At 37.6% G+C, this 16,227-nt stretch carries 13 protein-coding genes; 9 read left to right on the forward strand and 4 right to left on the reverse strand.

The window, feature by feature from the left end; all coding sequences use genetic code 11:
- A complete protein-coding gene (locus SCALIN_RS18085) occupies positions 1 to 1,071 on the reverse strand; it encodes a radical SAM/SPASM domain-containing protein (protein ID WP_096895947.1) in 1,071 nt (356 codons plus the stop codon).
- A gap of 295 nt (positions 1,072 to 1,366) precedes the next feature.
- Between SCALIN_RS18085 and cimA the strand changes: the two genes are divergently transcribed.
- The 5 genes from cimA to SCALIN_RS18110 all read left to right on the forward strand — a co-directional run bounded on the left by cimA (position 1,367) and on the right by SCALIN_RS18110 (position 8,089).
- Positions 1,367 to 2,947, forward strand: coding sequence for a citramalate synthase (cimA, locus tag SCALIN_RS18090; protein ID WP_096895861.1), 1,581 nt, complete (start codon positions 1,367 to 1,369; stop codon positions 2,945 to 2,947).
- The gene (locus SCALIN_RS18095) at positions 2,937 to 5,633 is read left to right on the forward strand and encodes a valine--tRNA ligase (RefSeq protein ID WP_096895862.1); all 2,697 of its coding nucleotides are present in this window, start codon (positions 2,937 to 2,939) and stop codon (positions 5,631 to 5,633) included. The genes cimA and SCALIN_RS18095 overlap by 11 nt, the downstream gene beginning before the upstream one ends.
- 69 nt (positions 5,634 to 5,702) lie before the next feature.
- Positions 5,703 to 7,103, forward strand: a complete 1,401-nt coding sequence (locus SCALIN_RS18100; RefSeq protein WP_096895863.1) for an SUMF1/EgtB/PvdO family nonheme iron enzyme — start codon at positions 5,703 to 5,705, stop codon at positions 7,101 to 7,103.
- Between the two features lie 242 nt (positions 7,104 to 7,345).
- On the forward strand, positions 7,346 to 7,762 hold the full coding sequence (locus tag SCALIN_RS18105) for a PilZ domain-containing protein (RefSeq protein WP_133112023.1): 417 nt from the start codon (positions 7,346 to 7,348) through the stop codon (positions 7,760 to 7,762).
- Between the two features lie 87 nt (positions 7,763 to 7,849).
- Complete coding sequence (locus tag SCALIN_RS18110) at positions 7,850 to 8,089, forward strand: hypothetical protein (protein WP_096895865.1); 240 nt, start codon at positions 7,850 to 7,852, stop codon at positions 8,087 to 8,089.
- 59 nt (positions 8,090 to 8,148) lie between these two features.
- Here the strand turns inward: SCALIN_RS18110 and SCALIN_RS18115 are convergent, their stop codons facing one another.
- The 3 genes from SCALIN_RS18115 to SCALIN_RS18125 all read right to left on the reverse strand — a co-directional run bounded on the left by SCALIN_RS18115 (position 8,149) and on the right by SCALIN_RS18125 (position 10,278).
- Positions 8,149 to 8,601, reverse strand: coding sequence for a hypothetical protein (locus SCALIN_RS18115; RefSeq protein WP_133112025.1), 453 nt, complete (start codon positions 8,599 to 8,601; stop codon positions 8,149 to 8,151).
- 18 nt (positions 8,602 to 8,619) lie between these two features.
- The gene (locus SCALIN_RS18120; protein WP_096895867.1) at positions 8,620 to 9,078 is read right to left on the reverse strand and encodes a cytochrome c; all 459 of its coding nucleotides are present in this window, start codon (positions 9,076 to 9,078) and stop codon (positions 8,620 to 8,622) included.
- A 69-nt stretch (positions 9,079 to 9,147) separates the two neighbouring features.
- Complete coding sequence (locus SCALIN_RS18125) at positions 9,148 to 10,278, reverse strand: M24 family metallopeptidase (protein WP_096895868.1); 1,131 nt, start codon at positions 10,276 to 10,278, stop codon at positions 9,148 to 9,150.
- Positions 10,279 to 11,197: 919 nt separating this feature from the next.
- On the opposite strand from SCALIN_RS18125, the gene SCALIN_RS18130 reads away from it, so the two are divergent.
- The 4 genes from SCALIN_RS18130 (at position 11,198) to SCALIN_RS18145 (ending at position 15,896) form a co-directional block, all read left to right on the forward strand.
- Positions 11,198 to 11,605 carry a DUF6941 family protein gene (locus tag SCALIN_RS18130; protein ID WP_096895869.1) on the forward strand — a complete coding sequence of 136 codons (408 nt, stop codon included), beginning with the start codon at positions 11,198 to 11,200 and terminating at the stop codon, positions 11,603 to 11,605.
- Between the two features lie 32 nt (positions 11,606 to 11,637).
- Positions 11,638 to 12,036, forward strand: coding sequence for a hypothetical protein (locus tag SCALIN_RS18135; protein WP_133112027.1), 399 nt, complete (start codon positions 11,638 to 11,640; stop codon positions 12,034 to 12,036).
- On the forward strand, positions 12,036 to 12,461 hold the full coding sequence (locus SCALIN_RS18140; protein WP_096895871.1) for a hypothetical protein: 426 nt from the start codon (positions 12,036 to 12,038) through the stop codon (positions 12,459 to 12,461). Before SCALIN_RS18135 ends, SCALIN_RS18140 begins: the two co-directional genes overlap by 1 nt.
- 636 nt (positions 12,462 to 13,097) lie before the next feature.
- Entirely contained in the window at positions 13,098 to 15,896 is a 2,799-nt protein-coding gene (locus SCALIN_RS18145; RefSeq protein ID WP_096895872.1) for a TM0106 family RecB-like putative nuclease, read from the forward strand.
- Positions 15,897 to 16,227 lie beyond the last annotated feature (331 nt).

Raw genomic sequence — 16,227 nt, forward strand, 5'->3', positions numbered from 1 at the left:
TTACCCTTTGCTCGCCAACTTGGGCGTATAGATACAATACGGTTCTTCTGCCATATAGTCCCCTGTCTCGTAGAACGCACGTGCTCTGCAACCTTCGCAAACCTTTTTGTATTCGCACAGGCCACACTTGCCTCCAAGCAGGTCAGGTTGTCTGAGTTTGGCGAAGACAGCAGAATCTTTCCAGATATCTACAAACTTCTGTTTCTTGATATGTCCCGCTTCAACTGGCAGATATCCACATGGGAAAACCTCTCCCTTGTGAGAGACAAAACAGACTCCTGTTCCGGCCAGACAGCCCTTTGTCATTGCTGCCATTCCATGGGTTTTTGGTGTAATTTTGACACCTTCTTCTTTTGCCCGTTCTCGCATTATCCTGAAATAGTGAGGTGAACATGTCGCCTTTGTCTGTATAACCGCTTCCTTGGATAAATCATAGAAAAGATTAAGGAGCTCCTCATACTTGTCCGCTGGTAGCATCTGGTCGTCGGCAATTTCAACACCGCAACCTACCGGAACGAGCATAAATATATGAATCGCCTCGGCACCCAGATCAACGGCAAGATTATACATGTCGCGAAGCTGGTCCTGGTTATGTTTTGCAATAGTACAGTTAATCTGCATACCCATCCCCTGGTCCTTCAAATGATTAAATCCCTTTATGGCCTGGTTGAACGATCCCTTTAGTTTGCGGAACATGTCGTGAGTCTCTGCATCCGCGCCGTCAAGGCTTATTGATACTCTGGATACTCCCGCGTCTACAATTTTCTTTGCCATGGCCTCATCTACCAATGTGCCATTGGTAGCCAGTGCCACTGTTAAACCCTGTTTTACCGCGTGTTTCGAAATGTCGAATATATCGGGACGAAAAAGCGGTTCTCCTCCGCTTAAGACAAGGATAGGTTTACCCGCTTCGGCTATTGCCTCGACGAGTTCGAAGGATTCTTCTTTGGTCAAATCATCATTCATCAGCTGGGTACTCACATCCAGCCTCCTGCAATGAATACACTCCAGATTACAGCCGGCTGTTGTTTCCCAGAAGACAAGTCGAAGCTGGTTTTGCATATTACTCATATATTTCCGAGAAACTTTGCCATCTTCATGGTCTTTTATTTGTGAATATACTTCCTTTATAGTACCCTCCGGCATGCCATGTGGCATACCGGGATGACCTGAACCCTTACCGTGATGATCCTTCATTCTTGCCCCCAGTATTCTACATTATTGATAAAATGTGTTAAATTGTTTGTTCTTGACAAGACAATTTAGCACTGTAATATTAAAATTTTGCGTAAGCTTAACGATTTTACCCTTATGTTTATATAAATTCAAATACAAAAATATCTAATTAATCATAAATGCGGATGTTATGAAAACAGGAAATAAAGTAATAATATATGATACAACGTTGCGTGACGGCAGTCAGACCGAAGGTATCTCATTCTCCTTACAGGATAAGATTGGAATTGCACTTAAGCTTGATGATCTTGGTGTAGATTATATTGAGGGTGGATATCCTTTGTCGAATCCTAAGGATAAGAGTTTTTTCAAAGAGATCAGGAAGAATTCATTACAGAATGCTAAGATTGCGGCATTTGGGAGTACAAAACGGGCGAATAAAAAGGCATCGGAAGACCCGGGAATAAAGGCCCTGCTCGCAACAGAGATGCCTGTGGTGACAATCGTAGCTAAGAGTTGGGATTTTCATGTAACTGATGTTCTCAATGTGTCATTGGATGAAAATCTGAAAATGGTGTCTGAAACTGTCAAATATCTGAAAACAAATGATAGAGAGGTAATCCTTGACGCTGAACATTTTTTTGATGGGCACAAGAATAATGCCAGATATTCATTAAAAGTGTTGAAGGCTGCTCAGGACTCAGGGGTGGATTCAATTGTTCTTTGTGATACTAACGGAGGTTGCTTGCCACATGAAGTGGAAAAGATCACAGCAAATGTCATAAGTAAGATAAAAGTTCCACTGGGTATACATACACACAACGATGGCGAACTGGCAGTGGCCAACACACTTGCAGCCGTTAATTCCGGTGCCAGGCATGTACAGGGTACGATTAACGGGCTTGGAGAGAGATGCGGCAACGCGAATCTCTGTTCGGTAATACCTGACCTGGTGTTAAAGAGTAAATTCAGATGCAGGTATATTGGTAATTCGGAACTGAAAAAGCTTACTGAGATATCAAGGTATGTTAATGAAATTGCAAACTTTGTGCCCATGCCTAATCAACCTTTTGTAGGTTCAAGCGCGTTCGCGCATAAAGGCGGTCTGCACGTAAATGCGATACAAAAGAACAGGAGTACTTATGAGCATATAGAACCGGAAGCAGTCGGCAACGAGAGAAGGATCCTGATCTCGGAGCTTTCCGGAAGCTCAAATATTCTAAAGAAGGTAGAAAAATATAAGATAGAACACGATCAGAAAACAATGCGAAAGATCCTGAATAGAGTCCAGGATATGGAGAACGAGGGGTATCATTTTGAATCCGCGGAAGGCTCCTTTGATCTCCTGGTGAAGAAGGTGCTGGGTAAACATAAAGGTTTTTTCGATCTGGAAGATTTCAGAGTAATTGTAGAAAAAGGAAAAAATGGGAACTCTATTACCCGTGCGACGGTTAAAATAAAGGTTAATGGTGTAGAGGAATTGACTGCAAGCGATGGTGACGGGCCTGTAAATGCTCTGGACGGCGCATTACGGAAAGCCCTTAAGGAATTCTATCCATCTCTTTCTGATATGCATCTTGTCGATTTTAAGGTACGTGTTATTAATCCTAAAGAGGCGACTGCCGCGAAGGTAAGGGTCATAATTGAATCACGTGATCACAAAGATACCTGGGGCACTGTAGGGGTATCGGAAAATCTGATTGAGGCTAGCTGGCAGGCCCTTGTAGAAAGTATTGAATATAAACTTTTAAAGGATGAAGATGGAGACTGAAATACCAACAAAATACAACCCGAAGGAGATCGAGGATAAATGGTATCGTTACTGGGAAGAAGGTAATTTCTTTCATTGTGAACCTGGTCCTGACAAAAAACCATATACGATAGTAATTCCACCTCCGAATGTTACAGGTGTTTTGCATATGGGGCACGCGCTCAATAACATCTTACAGGATATACTGATAAGGTGGAGAAGGATGCAGGGATTTAATACGCTGTGGATGCCGGGAACTGACCATGCGGGCATAGCTACACAAAATGTCGTTGAGAGGAAATTGGCGAAAAAAGGTACAAACCGTCATGAGCTTGGACGAGAGAAGTTTATCGAAGAGGTGTGGAAATGGAAAAAAGAGTACGGTTCGGAAATTCTGAAACAGCTTAGAAAACTTGGTTCTTCGTGTGATTGGGAAAGAGAAAGATTTACGATGGACGAGGGTTTATCAAAAGCCGTAAAAGAGGCGTTTGTTAAACTGTATGAGAAAGGATTTATATACAAGGGAAAATACATAACTAACTGGTGCCCAAGATGCCTTACTGCTATTTCAGATGATGAAGTAGAGCATGAAGATCATGAGGGGTATCTATGGTATATCAGATATCCTTTTCGGGATGCTCCGCATCTGTTTGTCAATATCGCAACGACTCGCCCGGAAACGTTGCTGGGTGATGTCGCTGTTGCTGTAAATCCTGAGGATGAAAGATACAAGGATATGATAGGAGAAATGCTGGTTCTCCCAGTGGTTGGGCGCGAAATACCAATAATTGCAGATGAAGCGGTAGATCCCAAATTTGGTACGGGCGCTGTAAAGGTCACTCCCGCACACGATCCGAATGACTTTGAAATCGGCAGGAGACACAATCTGGACCACGTTATAATTATGAACGAAGATGGATCTATAAGAGGAGACGCGGATAATTATATCGGTATGGACAGGTATGAATGCCGAGAGGCATTGGTTGAGGAACTTAAACAGGAAAAGCATATTGTAAAGGTCGAACCGCATTCCCACTCAGTGGGACATTGTTATCGCTGCAGGACGGTTATAGAACCTTATCTTTCTGATCAGTGGTTTGTTAAGATGAAACCTTTGGCAGAAGCTGCAATAAAAGCACAAAAAAGCGGTAATCTCAGTTTCTACCCCGAAAGATGGACAAAGGTCTACATGAGCTGGCTTGAAAATGTGAGGGATTGGTGTATCTCAAGGCAGATATGGTGGGGACACAGGATTCCGGCCTGGCAGTGTGAAAGCTGTGATGAGATAAATATTACTCGTGAAGCGCCTGAGAAATGTTCTAAATGCGGTCACGATACGTTGATTCAAGAGACAGATGTTCTGGATACATGGTTTAGTTCTGCATTATGGCCTTTTTCTACAATGGGATGGCCTGAAGAGACTGAGGAGTTAAAATATTACTATCCTACATCTACACTTGTTACTGACCGTGGCATTATATATTTCTGGGTGGCAAGGATGGTGATGATGGGCCTGGAAATAAGGAACCAAGTCCCTTTTTCAAATGTTTACGTACATGGTACCATCCTCGATGATTTGGGGAGAAAGATGAGCAAATCTCTGGGTAATGGAATTGACCCTCTGTTAATGATTGATCAGTACGGAGCTGACGCGGTCAGAACATCAATAATCATGTTAACTGTTGAGGGCCAGGACGTGAAGCTCAATGAAAACAGGTTTGAGATGGGTAGGAATTTCATTAATAAGGTATGGAATGCCGCCAGATTTGCGATGATGAATCTGGAACCTGATGGCTTCTCAGATACGCAAGTCACTGAGGACGATTATCATTTTGAAGACATTTGGATAATCAGTCGTCTTCATTCAGTTACAGAAATTTGCACAAACTACCTGGAGAATTACAGGTTCAACGAGACAATAAGAGCTCTTTATGAATTTATCTGGAATGATTTTTGTGATTGGTATCTGGAGATAATCAAGCCGAGGCTTTACAATACGGATAATACGGTGAGTAGGATGGCGGCACAGAAGGCTTTGGTATATGTTCTTAACGATACGCTTCATTTGCTGCACCCTTTTGCTCCGTTCATGACTGAAGAAATTTGGCAACACTTAAAAAGCATGGTTGCTCAAAACAGTGCTATTTCTGTTGGTTCAATGAAAAATGAAAGCTTGATGATTTGCCAATGGCCAAAAAAAGGTGCTGCAAAGATTGATAAAAATGTATTAGAAACTATGCCATTACTTCAAGATCTGGTAAGGGCAGTACGAAATATTAGAAGTAATATGAATATACCGAACAAAAAATCATTGAATGCTCTTATTTCAGTCCGTGATAACGAAGTTAAAACCAGGCTTGATAATCATCAAAATTTTATTATCCAGATGGCAAATCTTGATGGCATGGAAACGGGTATTGATTTGGAAAAACCGGAATCATCTGCAAGCGAGGTAGTAAACGATATACAGATATTTGTCCCATTAAAAGGTCTTATTGACAAGGATGCAGAAAAAGAAAAACAGCAGGAACATCTGAATAAGGCCAATGTGCACCTGGAAATTGTACGGAAAAAACTCTTTAACGAGAACTTTGTTAAAAATGCTCCCGCACACATTGTTAACGCGGAAAGGGATAAAGAGGCGGAGCTTTTAGGGCAAATTATTAAAATAAAGAGTATCTTACAGGATTTAGATAAAGATGATTAAATTAGATTTTTTACTCCGATCAGATGACAATATCATCCAGGTGGAGATTTACTTTTGGAGAGAATATTAATGTTAGAATTTTTGAATAAGTATATCGTGTTTTTACAAAATACTTCCTATAAGAAGAAGGTTTTATTGTGTAGTAGTTTAATTTTGTGTTGGATATCTGTTTCTGCTACATCACTTGCAGAGGTAGAGTCATCTAAACAGGAATTGCATAATGAATGCCCGGAATGTGGAGCGAAATATTCATATGATATTAAGTTTTGTGGGAAGGATGGGAGTAAATTAGTAGAAACACAGAAAAGTTCAATATGTCCTAAATGTAAACAAAAAGGCGTTCCTGGAGAAGTATTCTGCAGAGGCGATGGAGAAAGGCTTGTAACTGTTGAAGAGATAAAGGTAAACGAACAAATGCTTATTGAAAATAGACAGAAGGCATTTGTTCATATTAAAGAGGGTATTACATTTCTGGATAGTGAAGATTATGGTAAAGCACTGGCAGAATTCAAAAAAGCAGTTGCATTATACGAGGATATACCGAAACTTCAATACAATATAGGTTTACTGTACGGAAAGCTGGGAAATCATAAAAACGCAATCAAACATCTGAGAAAATATTGTAATTTGTCACCCGATGCTGAGGATAAAGATAAAGTATTAACCAAGATTGCTGTTTTGCAGGGTATTTTAGACAAAAAGAACAGGCTCATAAAGAAGTATAAAGATAGAAATGAAGTTATGACTAAAGCGTTGCCGGGTATTAAAGAAAAGAGTGGTATGGTTTTTGTTCCTGCAGGTAATTTTGTGATGGGAAACAATAGTATAAAAAGAGAGCAACGCCCAAGTCACACAGTTTATGTTGATGCATTTTATATTGATAAATATGAAGTAACAAATGCTCAATATTATGAGTTTCTGGACTATATAGAAAAAACAAATGATCATAGTAAATGCAGGGAAGATGAACCAATTAATAAAGACCATAAACCCAATAATTGGGAAAATGATTACTATAATCACCCGGAGTATCCTGTTGTAAGGATAGATTGGTACGATGCTTGTGCTTATGCCGGATGGGTCGGTAAACGATTACCGACTGAAGCAGAATGGGAAAAGGCCGCCAGAGGGACTGATGAAAGAAAATGGCCCTGGGGTAATGAATGGGACCATTCAAAATATAATGTTGGGGATCCTGAACCGGTTGGTTCACACGAAGACGGTAAAAGCCCTTACGGATGCCATGACATGGCTGGAAGTGTTGCAGAGTGGTGTGCTGATTGGGCCAATATGGATTATTATGTAAAAAGTCCTAAGAGAAATCCAAAAGGGCCTGAAAAAGGAGAAAAGAAGATTATTAGAGGTGGTTCACGATTTATCACAATGGGGCTATTGCTACGTTCAACGGCAAGAAAAGCTATGCATCCAAATATCGGGAATAGGAGTGTGGGGTTTCGGTGTGTAAAATAAATGATAAATATCAGTGAAAATCGTAAAAAAGCTTAATGAGATCGGGTAATACTATTATTATACAAAAACATACCTGTTTAAATCTTTGTACAGTAAGAAGATGTGGTGTTTTGGGGAATTGTTCATGTTATTTAAAATAATTTCATGGATATGAACACAATTTATTGCTAAGATTGATAAATACTCAGTAGTTTAATGCTTTGTGTTTTATCCACAAAATATATAAAAGATTATACATGTTCATGGATAGTTTAAAGTGGAATAATACTACGTGGCACACGTTACACTCATACGATATTGGAGATAGTATGAAGGTCGAAGAAATAGGCTCTGACAAAAGAAATGATACACGGTTAGATCTTTCTTTAGAAATATTACTTAAAAACCAGAATCTTGGTAAGACGATAAATATTAGTACGAGCGGCGTTTATTTTGAAGTAATAACAAATGATATAGAAGCATTTACTGTTGGCACAACTCTTCCAATTAAAATCGCTGCTATCACTACCACGCCTGGCTTTGAAGAAAGAAAAATCAAACTTGATGGTAGTGGAGTCGTTGTCAGGAGTGACATAATGGAGGTGACAAACCGTGGTAATAAATTACGTATAGCTTTGAAATTTAATGATACACTTAATATCATACCAAATGGTATTTGAAGAATTATTCCTTGAATTTCGCTGTTAAGTTTGTATAATTTTCACAAACAATACAATTCGGGTAATATTAAATCAGGAGATATTCTTATGGGTGACTTTTTTAAAAAACTAGATGACATAATGACGGGTGACTTAGTACGGAAAGTTGGAGGGTTAGTCTGTTTGCTTGCCGTCGTCTTGGTAGGGCTTGGGTTTCTTGTTGGTGCAAAGAGTGTTTTATCTACAATGAAAGGACCTGCTTCTGCTACAGTGGCCACTGATGATGCAGAACAAGATGAAGAGGATTACGAAGAAGAAGAAGATGATGATGATGAAGATGAGGAGTAACTCAAAATATTAGAAAATGTTCTTTAATATTTCGAAATTATGGAAATTAATAGAATGCCTTATCTGTCACCATTTTTTTTGTATCCTTCGTGACACAATTCACATAACTTTATCATCTTTCCGAATTGTACATCGACAATTTCACTGTCTTGTTTTTTGCAAGACAGGATTAGCCTGTTTGTTGCGTTATAAAACCTGTCACTTAATATAATAAACTCGCCCGATGCGCCTGGATGGGTTTTTATATACAAGTTTACACAACTGACTCCGATTCCCTGTTTTAGCTCATTTGCCCACATCTCAATCTCTATCCAATCCCTGGATTCTAAAGCTTTTGCCAGTCTTCTGGTATCTCGGGAAGTTTTTTTCATTGCCAGTTTTAATGTTTTGTCTTCTGACATATACGCCTGTATCTCCTCATCATCGACTGCCTTCTCCTCTGCCTTTTTACAGGAAATCAATCCCGTTAGCGCTACCGATAGAAATAGAAATAGAATCAATAACGCTTTCATGTTTCTATAATTGACATTTTAGTGCTGTAACATTAATGGCAGACCTTCTTTCTCTTTATATATATCATGGCAATCATCACAGGTCTTTATCAATCGATCAAACTTAGAATCTATAGCTTCAACATCGTGTTCTTTGCAAGACTCTGTCAGTTTTCTTACCGCGTCGTAAAATTGACTGCCCAGTATGACAAATTCACTTGAAATACCACGATGTTCAGCCATATATAGCTCTACACAGCTGTAACCAATTCCTTCCTTCAGCTCTTTCGTCCACATCTCTATCTCGACCCAGTCTCTGCCTTCAACAGAGCTTGATAATCTTCTTAAATCTCTAGATGCTCTTTTCATCGCGTCTCCTAAAGTTTCATCTCCTTGAGATGTAGAAAGCTTTTCAACTTTTACTTCCTCTACCTTATTACAGGAAGTAAGGGCAGAAAATAATGTACATATGATTATAAGTAGTATTAATTGTCTCATTTTTTTAATTAGTTTAAATTCTTGCCTTTTACTTGCCCTTGGCGCTGTTTGTCCGGGGGAAATTATAGTCTACACTTCAAGTACCTTTGGTGATTTTGTCAGGTTTCTGCAACCATCATCTGTTATAAGTATCATATCCTCAAGCCTCACTCCACCAATACCCGGATAATAGAGCCCTGGTTCTACGGTTACGATATTTCCTGTCTGTAACGTACACTTTACCTTTGATATTCGGGGTGGCTCGTGGACGTCCAGTCCAACACCATGACCGGTTCCATGAAAGAATCCCTGCATTTTTCCTTTGGCCTTGCCAGTTTTAAACCCCAGGGATGTTAAGTGCTTCATGACTTTCCTGTGTATGGTGTCACCACTAATTCCGTTCCCGGCAGACTTGAAAACCAGTTCTTGTGCAGATGCTACTGCCTTATACATTTTTTTTAATCGCCTTGATGCCTTGCCTTTAACAATTGTTCTGCTTATGTCCGCATAATAGCCTGTTTTCTCATCTTTCGGAAAAACATCAAAAATAATAGATTCATTTGCTCTTAACGGACCGTGTCCAACATTGTGTGGTTCACAGGATTGTTCACCACAGGATACAATGGTATGCTTTGCCGTACATCCCTTCTTCATCAATTCTACATTTATTATGTTCCTTATCGATTCAGAGGTAATCTGGCGATTACGGCTGGAGAACAAAAAACCATCTTTAACAATCGATTTTCTTACGCAGTCAATTGCCTTTTCAAGAGCTTTTTCCGTATTACGTAAAGTTGCAACAATGTCCCCTTTTTCCTCATCATTCTTCACCTCTCTGGAATCAAAGAATGGATCTTTTTTAACTTCCAGCTTGAAACCATCTTTTCTCAGAAAGTCAGCATATTCTATACTGAAATTAGCCGGAACCTGTAGCTTTATTATTTTCATTTCCTTCAGAGCCACGGCAACTATATCGATAAGGCCGGTTGCCTTTCCATTTCTCTTCTTTGCTATCCTTTCGTATTTAGAGAAAGAGAGTACCGTGTCAGCTTTGGACTGAGATTTTGCACGGTCCAACTCAAGATCACTGGTAATAATAAACCTTTCACTGCTCCTCTGGATAAAAGCAAAAGTATCCGGTGCAGAAAAACCTGTCGCGTAATACATATTCGAATCCCGCTCGCTGTCTGCAACTATCAGAATTGCTTTGTTGTTACTCATGAGAAATATATCATTATATTAATTTGTAATAACTAGCTGATACAGTGTCTGTTATGTCATTATCACTTTATAACACAATGAGTCATAATTTCAATTTAATTCTGTTGATTCCTGCTGACTACGATGGAGTTGATTATGTTTTGATAATACTTTTCAATAGGTGGCTACAGTGGTTTTGTGGTTTTTATTGCCATTAAGTTTTTGATCGGGGAGTAAAGAACCTTTTCTTCCCGTTTACTCACATACTTAAAAACCTTTCTGATTTCATAGCAAATATTTGATTATACAGCACTCGAACCAGTGACCCATTGCTCGACAAGCAAGGGGTCACTGGTTCGAGTCCAGTATCGCCCATATTGTTATATAAAGAGTTATGACAAGTGGTAGATGAATGAATCCTGTAGGTTGTGACCATTTTGTGACCAAAATTTTAAGGGGTATGGTGAGCAAATTACCATGCCCCTTTTTTATACTAATGTAAAGGGTTTGATTTCCAGCTTCGACATTTACTCAACCATTTATTATCAAGAGTTTAAATAAAATAGAGAGAGTTGGTAACAGGACTTGAACATTTGGTCTCCAGATTATGAGTTCTAATTCTGTCCTTTCTCTAAGTCTAAGAATATCAAGTATCTTCCTGATATAACAAGATTTAAGTACTGTTGAATACAATTGATAATTGTTGAATAAATTGATTTTTTTGAATAGTATGGATACTTTTTGAACACCCATCCCCCATCATATGGCGAAGTTGAATCAGTTCTTTTACCATCCTGCGTCGGCAATTTCATACTAAATCTATCCCACTAAAGCAAGTAATCGGCATGTATTATGCTGGAATATAAAATTGTTGCTAGATGGACTTATTAAAGATAAAATGCTTATTCTAAAAGAATAATCGTATATAAAAGGATACAATGTGTCTGTAACACCTAAAATTAAATCTTTTCTTATAGCGGATACGGTCATTCGCGAGCAAAATACAAATAAATGGAGTGTGATAGGAATATTTGAAAAAATATTTACGTTTAGTTTTCCTTGTACACATCATAGTCTAGCCTTATATGTTCGCCTCGCTGATGGTGATGGTGAATTTAATATACGTGTTGAATTTTGCGATGATAAGAATGCTATATTAGCAGCGTTTGAAGGATTAAAAATAAACATTCATAATAGACTAGTTTCGCCAGAGATAGGAATTCAAACTTATAACCTGCCATTACCAAAGCCGGGAAAATATAATTTTCTAATTTATTTCAATGATGAGCTTGCGGAGATAAGCATTCCTTTAGAAGCCATACTAGTTGAGAAAACCCAAGTAAAATGATTTCCTATTTCTAAGAAATGAAAGGAGACGCAATGATAACAGAAACAGAAGAACAAAGTGCAGTTTTCTTTGACACAGAAAACAGACCATATGAAAACAAAGCATACGAAATCTCACTAACTGAAAATTATAATGCTGAGTGGATGACTCCGGGTTTCTATCTTGCAGAAAGAATTAAGATTAACTCTTTGGTACGTTTTGTAGGAGAAGAAAAGAAAACTGATCACTTGCAAATTGTTGTTGTGGTAGATGATGATACAGATGATCTTGCAGATAGCATCTTTTCTATTGAACAAGAAATGTATGACAAATTTAAAAATCATACATTTGACTTGAGGTTAAGAGTAATTTCTAAAGATGAAAGTATTGAAGATATCGAAAATTGTTCAATTGTTTATTATGATAGAAAAAAATTTGAAACTTCTTCTTAATGGTCAATATTGATAAATATCTAAATCTAGTCGAACATAACTCCAATCTTCTTCGGTTAATAACTGAAAAACCTTCCGGTAGTTATAAAGATGTGGATTTTTCTGATTGGCAAGTCACTATAATCTTTTACATAAGTTGTATTTATTTAAAGTCAGTATGTTCAATATTTGGTTTAGACGTACAAAATCATTTTACAATACGTAAAACAATGAATGAACGTGATGAGTTACGTCCCATTTTTAATGACTACCGTAAAATTGAAGAAGCTAGTAGAGATGCCCGTTACGAAGGGAAGAAATTTGAAGAAAGAATTATAAAAAAAAGGATTTTGCCCAGATTTAATACTGTACGAGACTGTGTAGTGGAAATTATCAAAAATAATGGCATATCAAAAGTGCCTGTTGTAAATCTAGACTTTTTATAAAAGATACGCTAGCCTTAGAATCATAAAAAATATTTTATCTTTTCCCTTGTCTTCCTCCTGGGCAGGTGTGACTTCTTCCCTGAAACCAAATTCACAATTCCTCTTGATTTTGATAAGCACTTGAGTATTATAAACCACAGTATTGCAACAATCTACTATAAGCAATTCATCCTTCTTTTTATTCAGTGTTTTGGTTCAGGTAAAAAAGTGTGAAATATAGTAAAATTATGAGTTCTTGATATTAGACTGGTTTCCCGTTTTGCCTTGGAAATTGAGGGATTGTTACCTCTATTTCAACCCAATAGATTCAAACAATTCTATCTTAGTTTCTGTCCGAAAATATAATTTTTTCCAGAAACGAAACCCTTAAATTTAACACTTTAAGAGGAGTTGATACTCCCAAAAAAACTATTTCCGGACGGAAACTAAGTAACATCCTTGACATACCAATCTTGTATGTATTTATAAAGTTCAATTCTAACACACACGATGTCTTGTCTTGGTTGTCAAATTGGATAAAACCACAATAGTGATGTTACCAGTTACTTGAGCTTTTAACAGGTAGGGATGTAAGATTCAAAAGGTTTCATGCTGTTTATAAAATTTTATATATGCCATATCTAACCTACCCGTGTCATGAAAAATATTAATGAACGACCACAGATCACAGATGAAACAGTGGTTGCTTATTCTTTATGTTCTAGAAAAGCATTTCTTTTACTCCACAATAAAGTAGCACTTGGAGGACTGCATGAATACGTAGAGATAATTCGAGAACAGGCTGTTGCCGCTCGAACCGATTATTTCTCAGACTTGAGAAAAGCTGGCTACAGTATAGGCGACTTCGACAGCAATCATGATAATGCGGATTTTCTATGCAACGTAACTTTGAAATTTGAAGACTTAAAAGTTACCTGCGATCTACTAAGAAAAAATCATTATGAACCTCGAATTGTTGTAGGAACTCATCTCATAAGTAAAGAACATAAGATTCATCTAGCTTTGGTTGGTTACATATTAAATGAATGTTACCATAAAAAATTATTAACTGGTCAGATTATAACAAAAGCATTAGAAACACGTTCGATTCAACTTGAAAAACTAATTACAACTATTCAAAAAATATTGAAAGTTTTGCGCAGATTTGGACATGCCAATTCTAAATGCCCTCCGATGATACGAAATAAACATTGCTCTCTGTGCGAATTCCGTATGCAGTGTTTTGAAGAAATTGAAAGTAAGGACGATTTGGCTTTGCTTGACCGCATGACACCAAAGATGCTATCCCAATACCATAACAAGGGTATTTTTACAGTTAATCAGCTTTCATATTTATTTAAGCCGAGGCGAAGAAAAAAGCGTTCCACTCCTTTACCAACAACATTTAAAGTTGAATTGCAGGCATTAGCAATTCGAACAAATAAAATATACTTGCATGAAACACCAGACTTACATGAACATCCGATAGAAATCTACTTAGATATAGAAGGCATAACGGATGAGCAGTATTACTATCTCTTTGGAATTCATATCTGTAAGGATGCATACATAGAGCGTTACAATTTTTGGGTAGATTCTTACCAAGACACAGAAGTCGTATTTTCTAAAGTGATATCTCTCTTGAATGGAGAAGCAGGAGCACCGATTTTCCATTATGGAAATTTTGAACCTAAAGTCTTAGAAAAGGTATCGAAGAAGTTTGAGTTAGATATACAGACAATTCAAAAACGACTTATTAATGTAACCTCATTTGTGTTTGGAAAAATATACTTTCCGGTAAGATCAAACAATCTCAAAGATCTAGGTCGAGTAATTGGAGCCACTTGGAGCCATCATAATGCATCTGGATTACAGTCATTGGTTTGGAGATATCGATGGGAACAAACCAAAGATCCTTCGTTAAAGGAAGTGCTGATTACGTATAACAGAGAGGATTGTGACGCTCTTAGAATGTTGTGCGATGAACTAAAGAATATTTGTAAATTTTCAGATTCTCGTACTGACATTGATTTTGCTAACAAACCGAAGGTTGAGTCAAGTAAGCTTGGGAAAGACATTCATCATGATTTTGAAGGAATATTAAAATCCGCTCATGCCACATATAAAAAACGTCGGATCTCTTTACGTTCTGAAGAGAACGATATAAAACCTGTACAAATTAAACCAGGAGGTCAGAAAGGACACCTCGCATACTGCCGGATTGTTCCGAAACGAGCCAATAGGCTAGTCAAAGTGCGATCTAAACAAAACTGTACTCGGCACCCAAGTTTGTCTCTGGAAACAATGCAAGATGAATCTGAATATACAACTATTGATCTTGTTTTTACTGGCAACGGATGTCGAAAAATAATCACTAAATATGTTGGGAAGAAAAAATATTGCACTTCTTGTCACCGCATTTTTCATCCACCAAAAATATCCAAGTTTGCAGGAAGGCTTTACGACCATGGTTTCTTAGCGTGGATGGGTTACCAAAGGGTGGTATTGCGCTTGCCGTACAATGTAATCTCACAGACTGCGGATGATCTATTCGGAGAACGTTTGACGCAAGGAACTGTTGTAAATGCCTTTAATTATCTAGAGAAATATTATCGTAAAACCAACGAACAACTTCTTACTCGGATACTGGATAGTCCTTATATTCATGTCGATGAAACGAAAATTAATATTCAAGGTGTCGATAATTTCGTCTGGGGGATTACAAATGGTGTTCATGTTTATTTCATAATGACAGAAACCAGAGAAACTATACATCTTGAAAAATGGTTTAACTCTTACAGTGGTGTTCTCGTAACCGATTTCTATCCCGGATTTGATTCGTTTACATGCCTACATCAGAAATGTTTAGTGCATCTTATTCGTGACTTGAATGATGATCTATGGAAAAACCCATTTAATGTTGAACTTGAAAGTTTTGCCAATAATTTTAAAGAATTGATAAATCCGGTTTTTGCTGATGTTGGTAGATACGGTTTAAAAAAGCGCCATCTTCGTAAGCATGAAAAGTCTCTCGATAAGTTTTATCACAAATATATTGACGAAAGTGCCTATGACTATGAGATTACACAAAAGTATCAAAAACGTTTTCAGAAGTATAGGGCTGGACTTTTTACATTTCTGAATAGAGATGACATTCCATGGAATAATAACACTGCCGAAAGAGCACTTCGTCATATAGCTGTGCAGAGAAAAATTTCTGGCTATTTTCATAAGAGGGTTGCCCCACAATATCTCACTTTACTGGGTATTGCTCAAACATGTCGTTTTCAGGATAAATCTTTTTTACGGTTTATGCTATCACAAGAAATCAATGTTGATCTGTTTAAACAACCCAGACGTCAGGCAAAATCAGAAGTTGTTAGCAAGAAAAGGGTCAACGTAAATTCTGAATTGAAACGAGATGAAAAGTATCCAAACTCTAACAAAAGCAAGTGATTAGAACGCTACTGTAGCGTTTAACCCAAAGATATTTCAACCCCGGTGTTTGTATTTAAGACAAGCCTCTAAACTATCCATGGAAATGCTTAATATCAAAATCACTCAATATGTGATTAATGTTTCCGCCGGAAACTTATTAGCATTTTATACCCCCATAAGATATTAATGTGTTAAAAAAAAGTTATGAGATTATAACTTCAAACAAAAAATAGATGATACAATAGGAATTATTTCTCTTTGTAGAAAGTAGGTGGAACACCTCTGTATTATTTTTGAATAATCAGATACTGTATTTGAATTACGGTAATACACCGTTTTACTTTTTATA

It is taken from the genome of Candidatus Scalindua japonica, from assembly GCF_002443295.1.
GTDB classification, from domain to species: Bacteria; Planctomycetota; Brocadiia; order Brocadiales; family Scalinduaceae; genus Scalindua; species Scalindua japonica.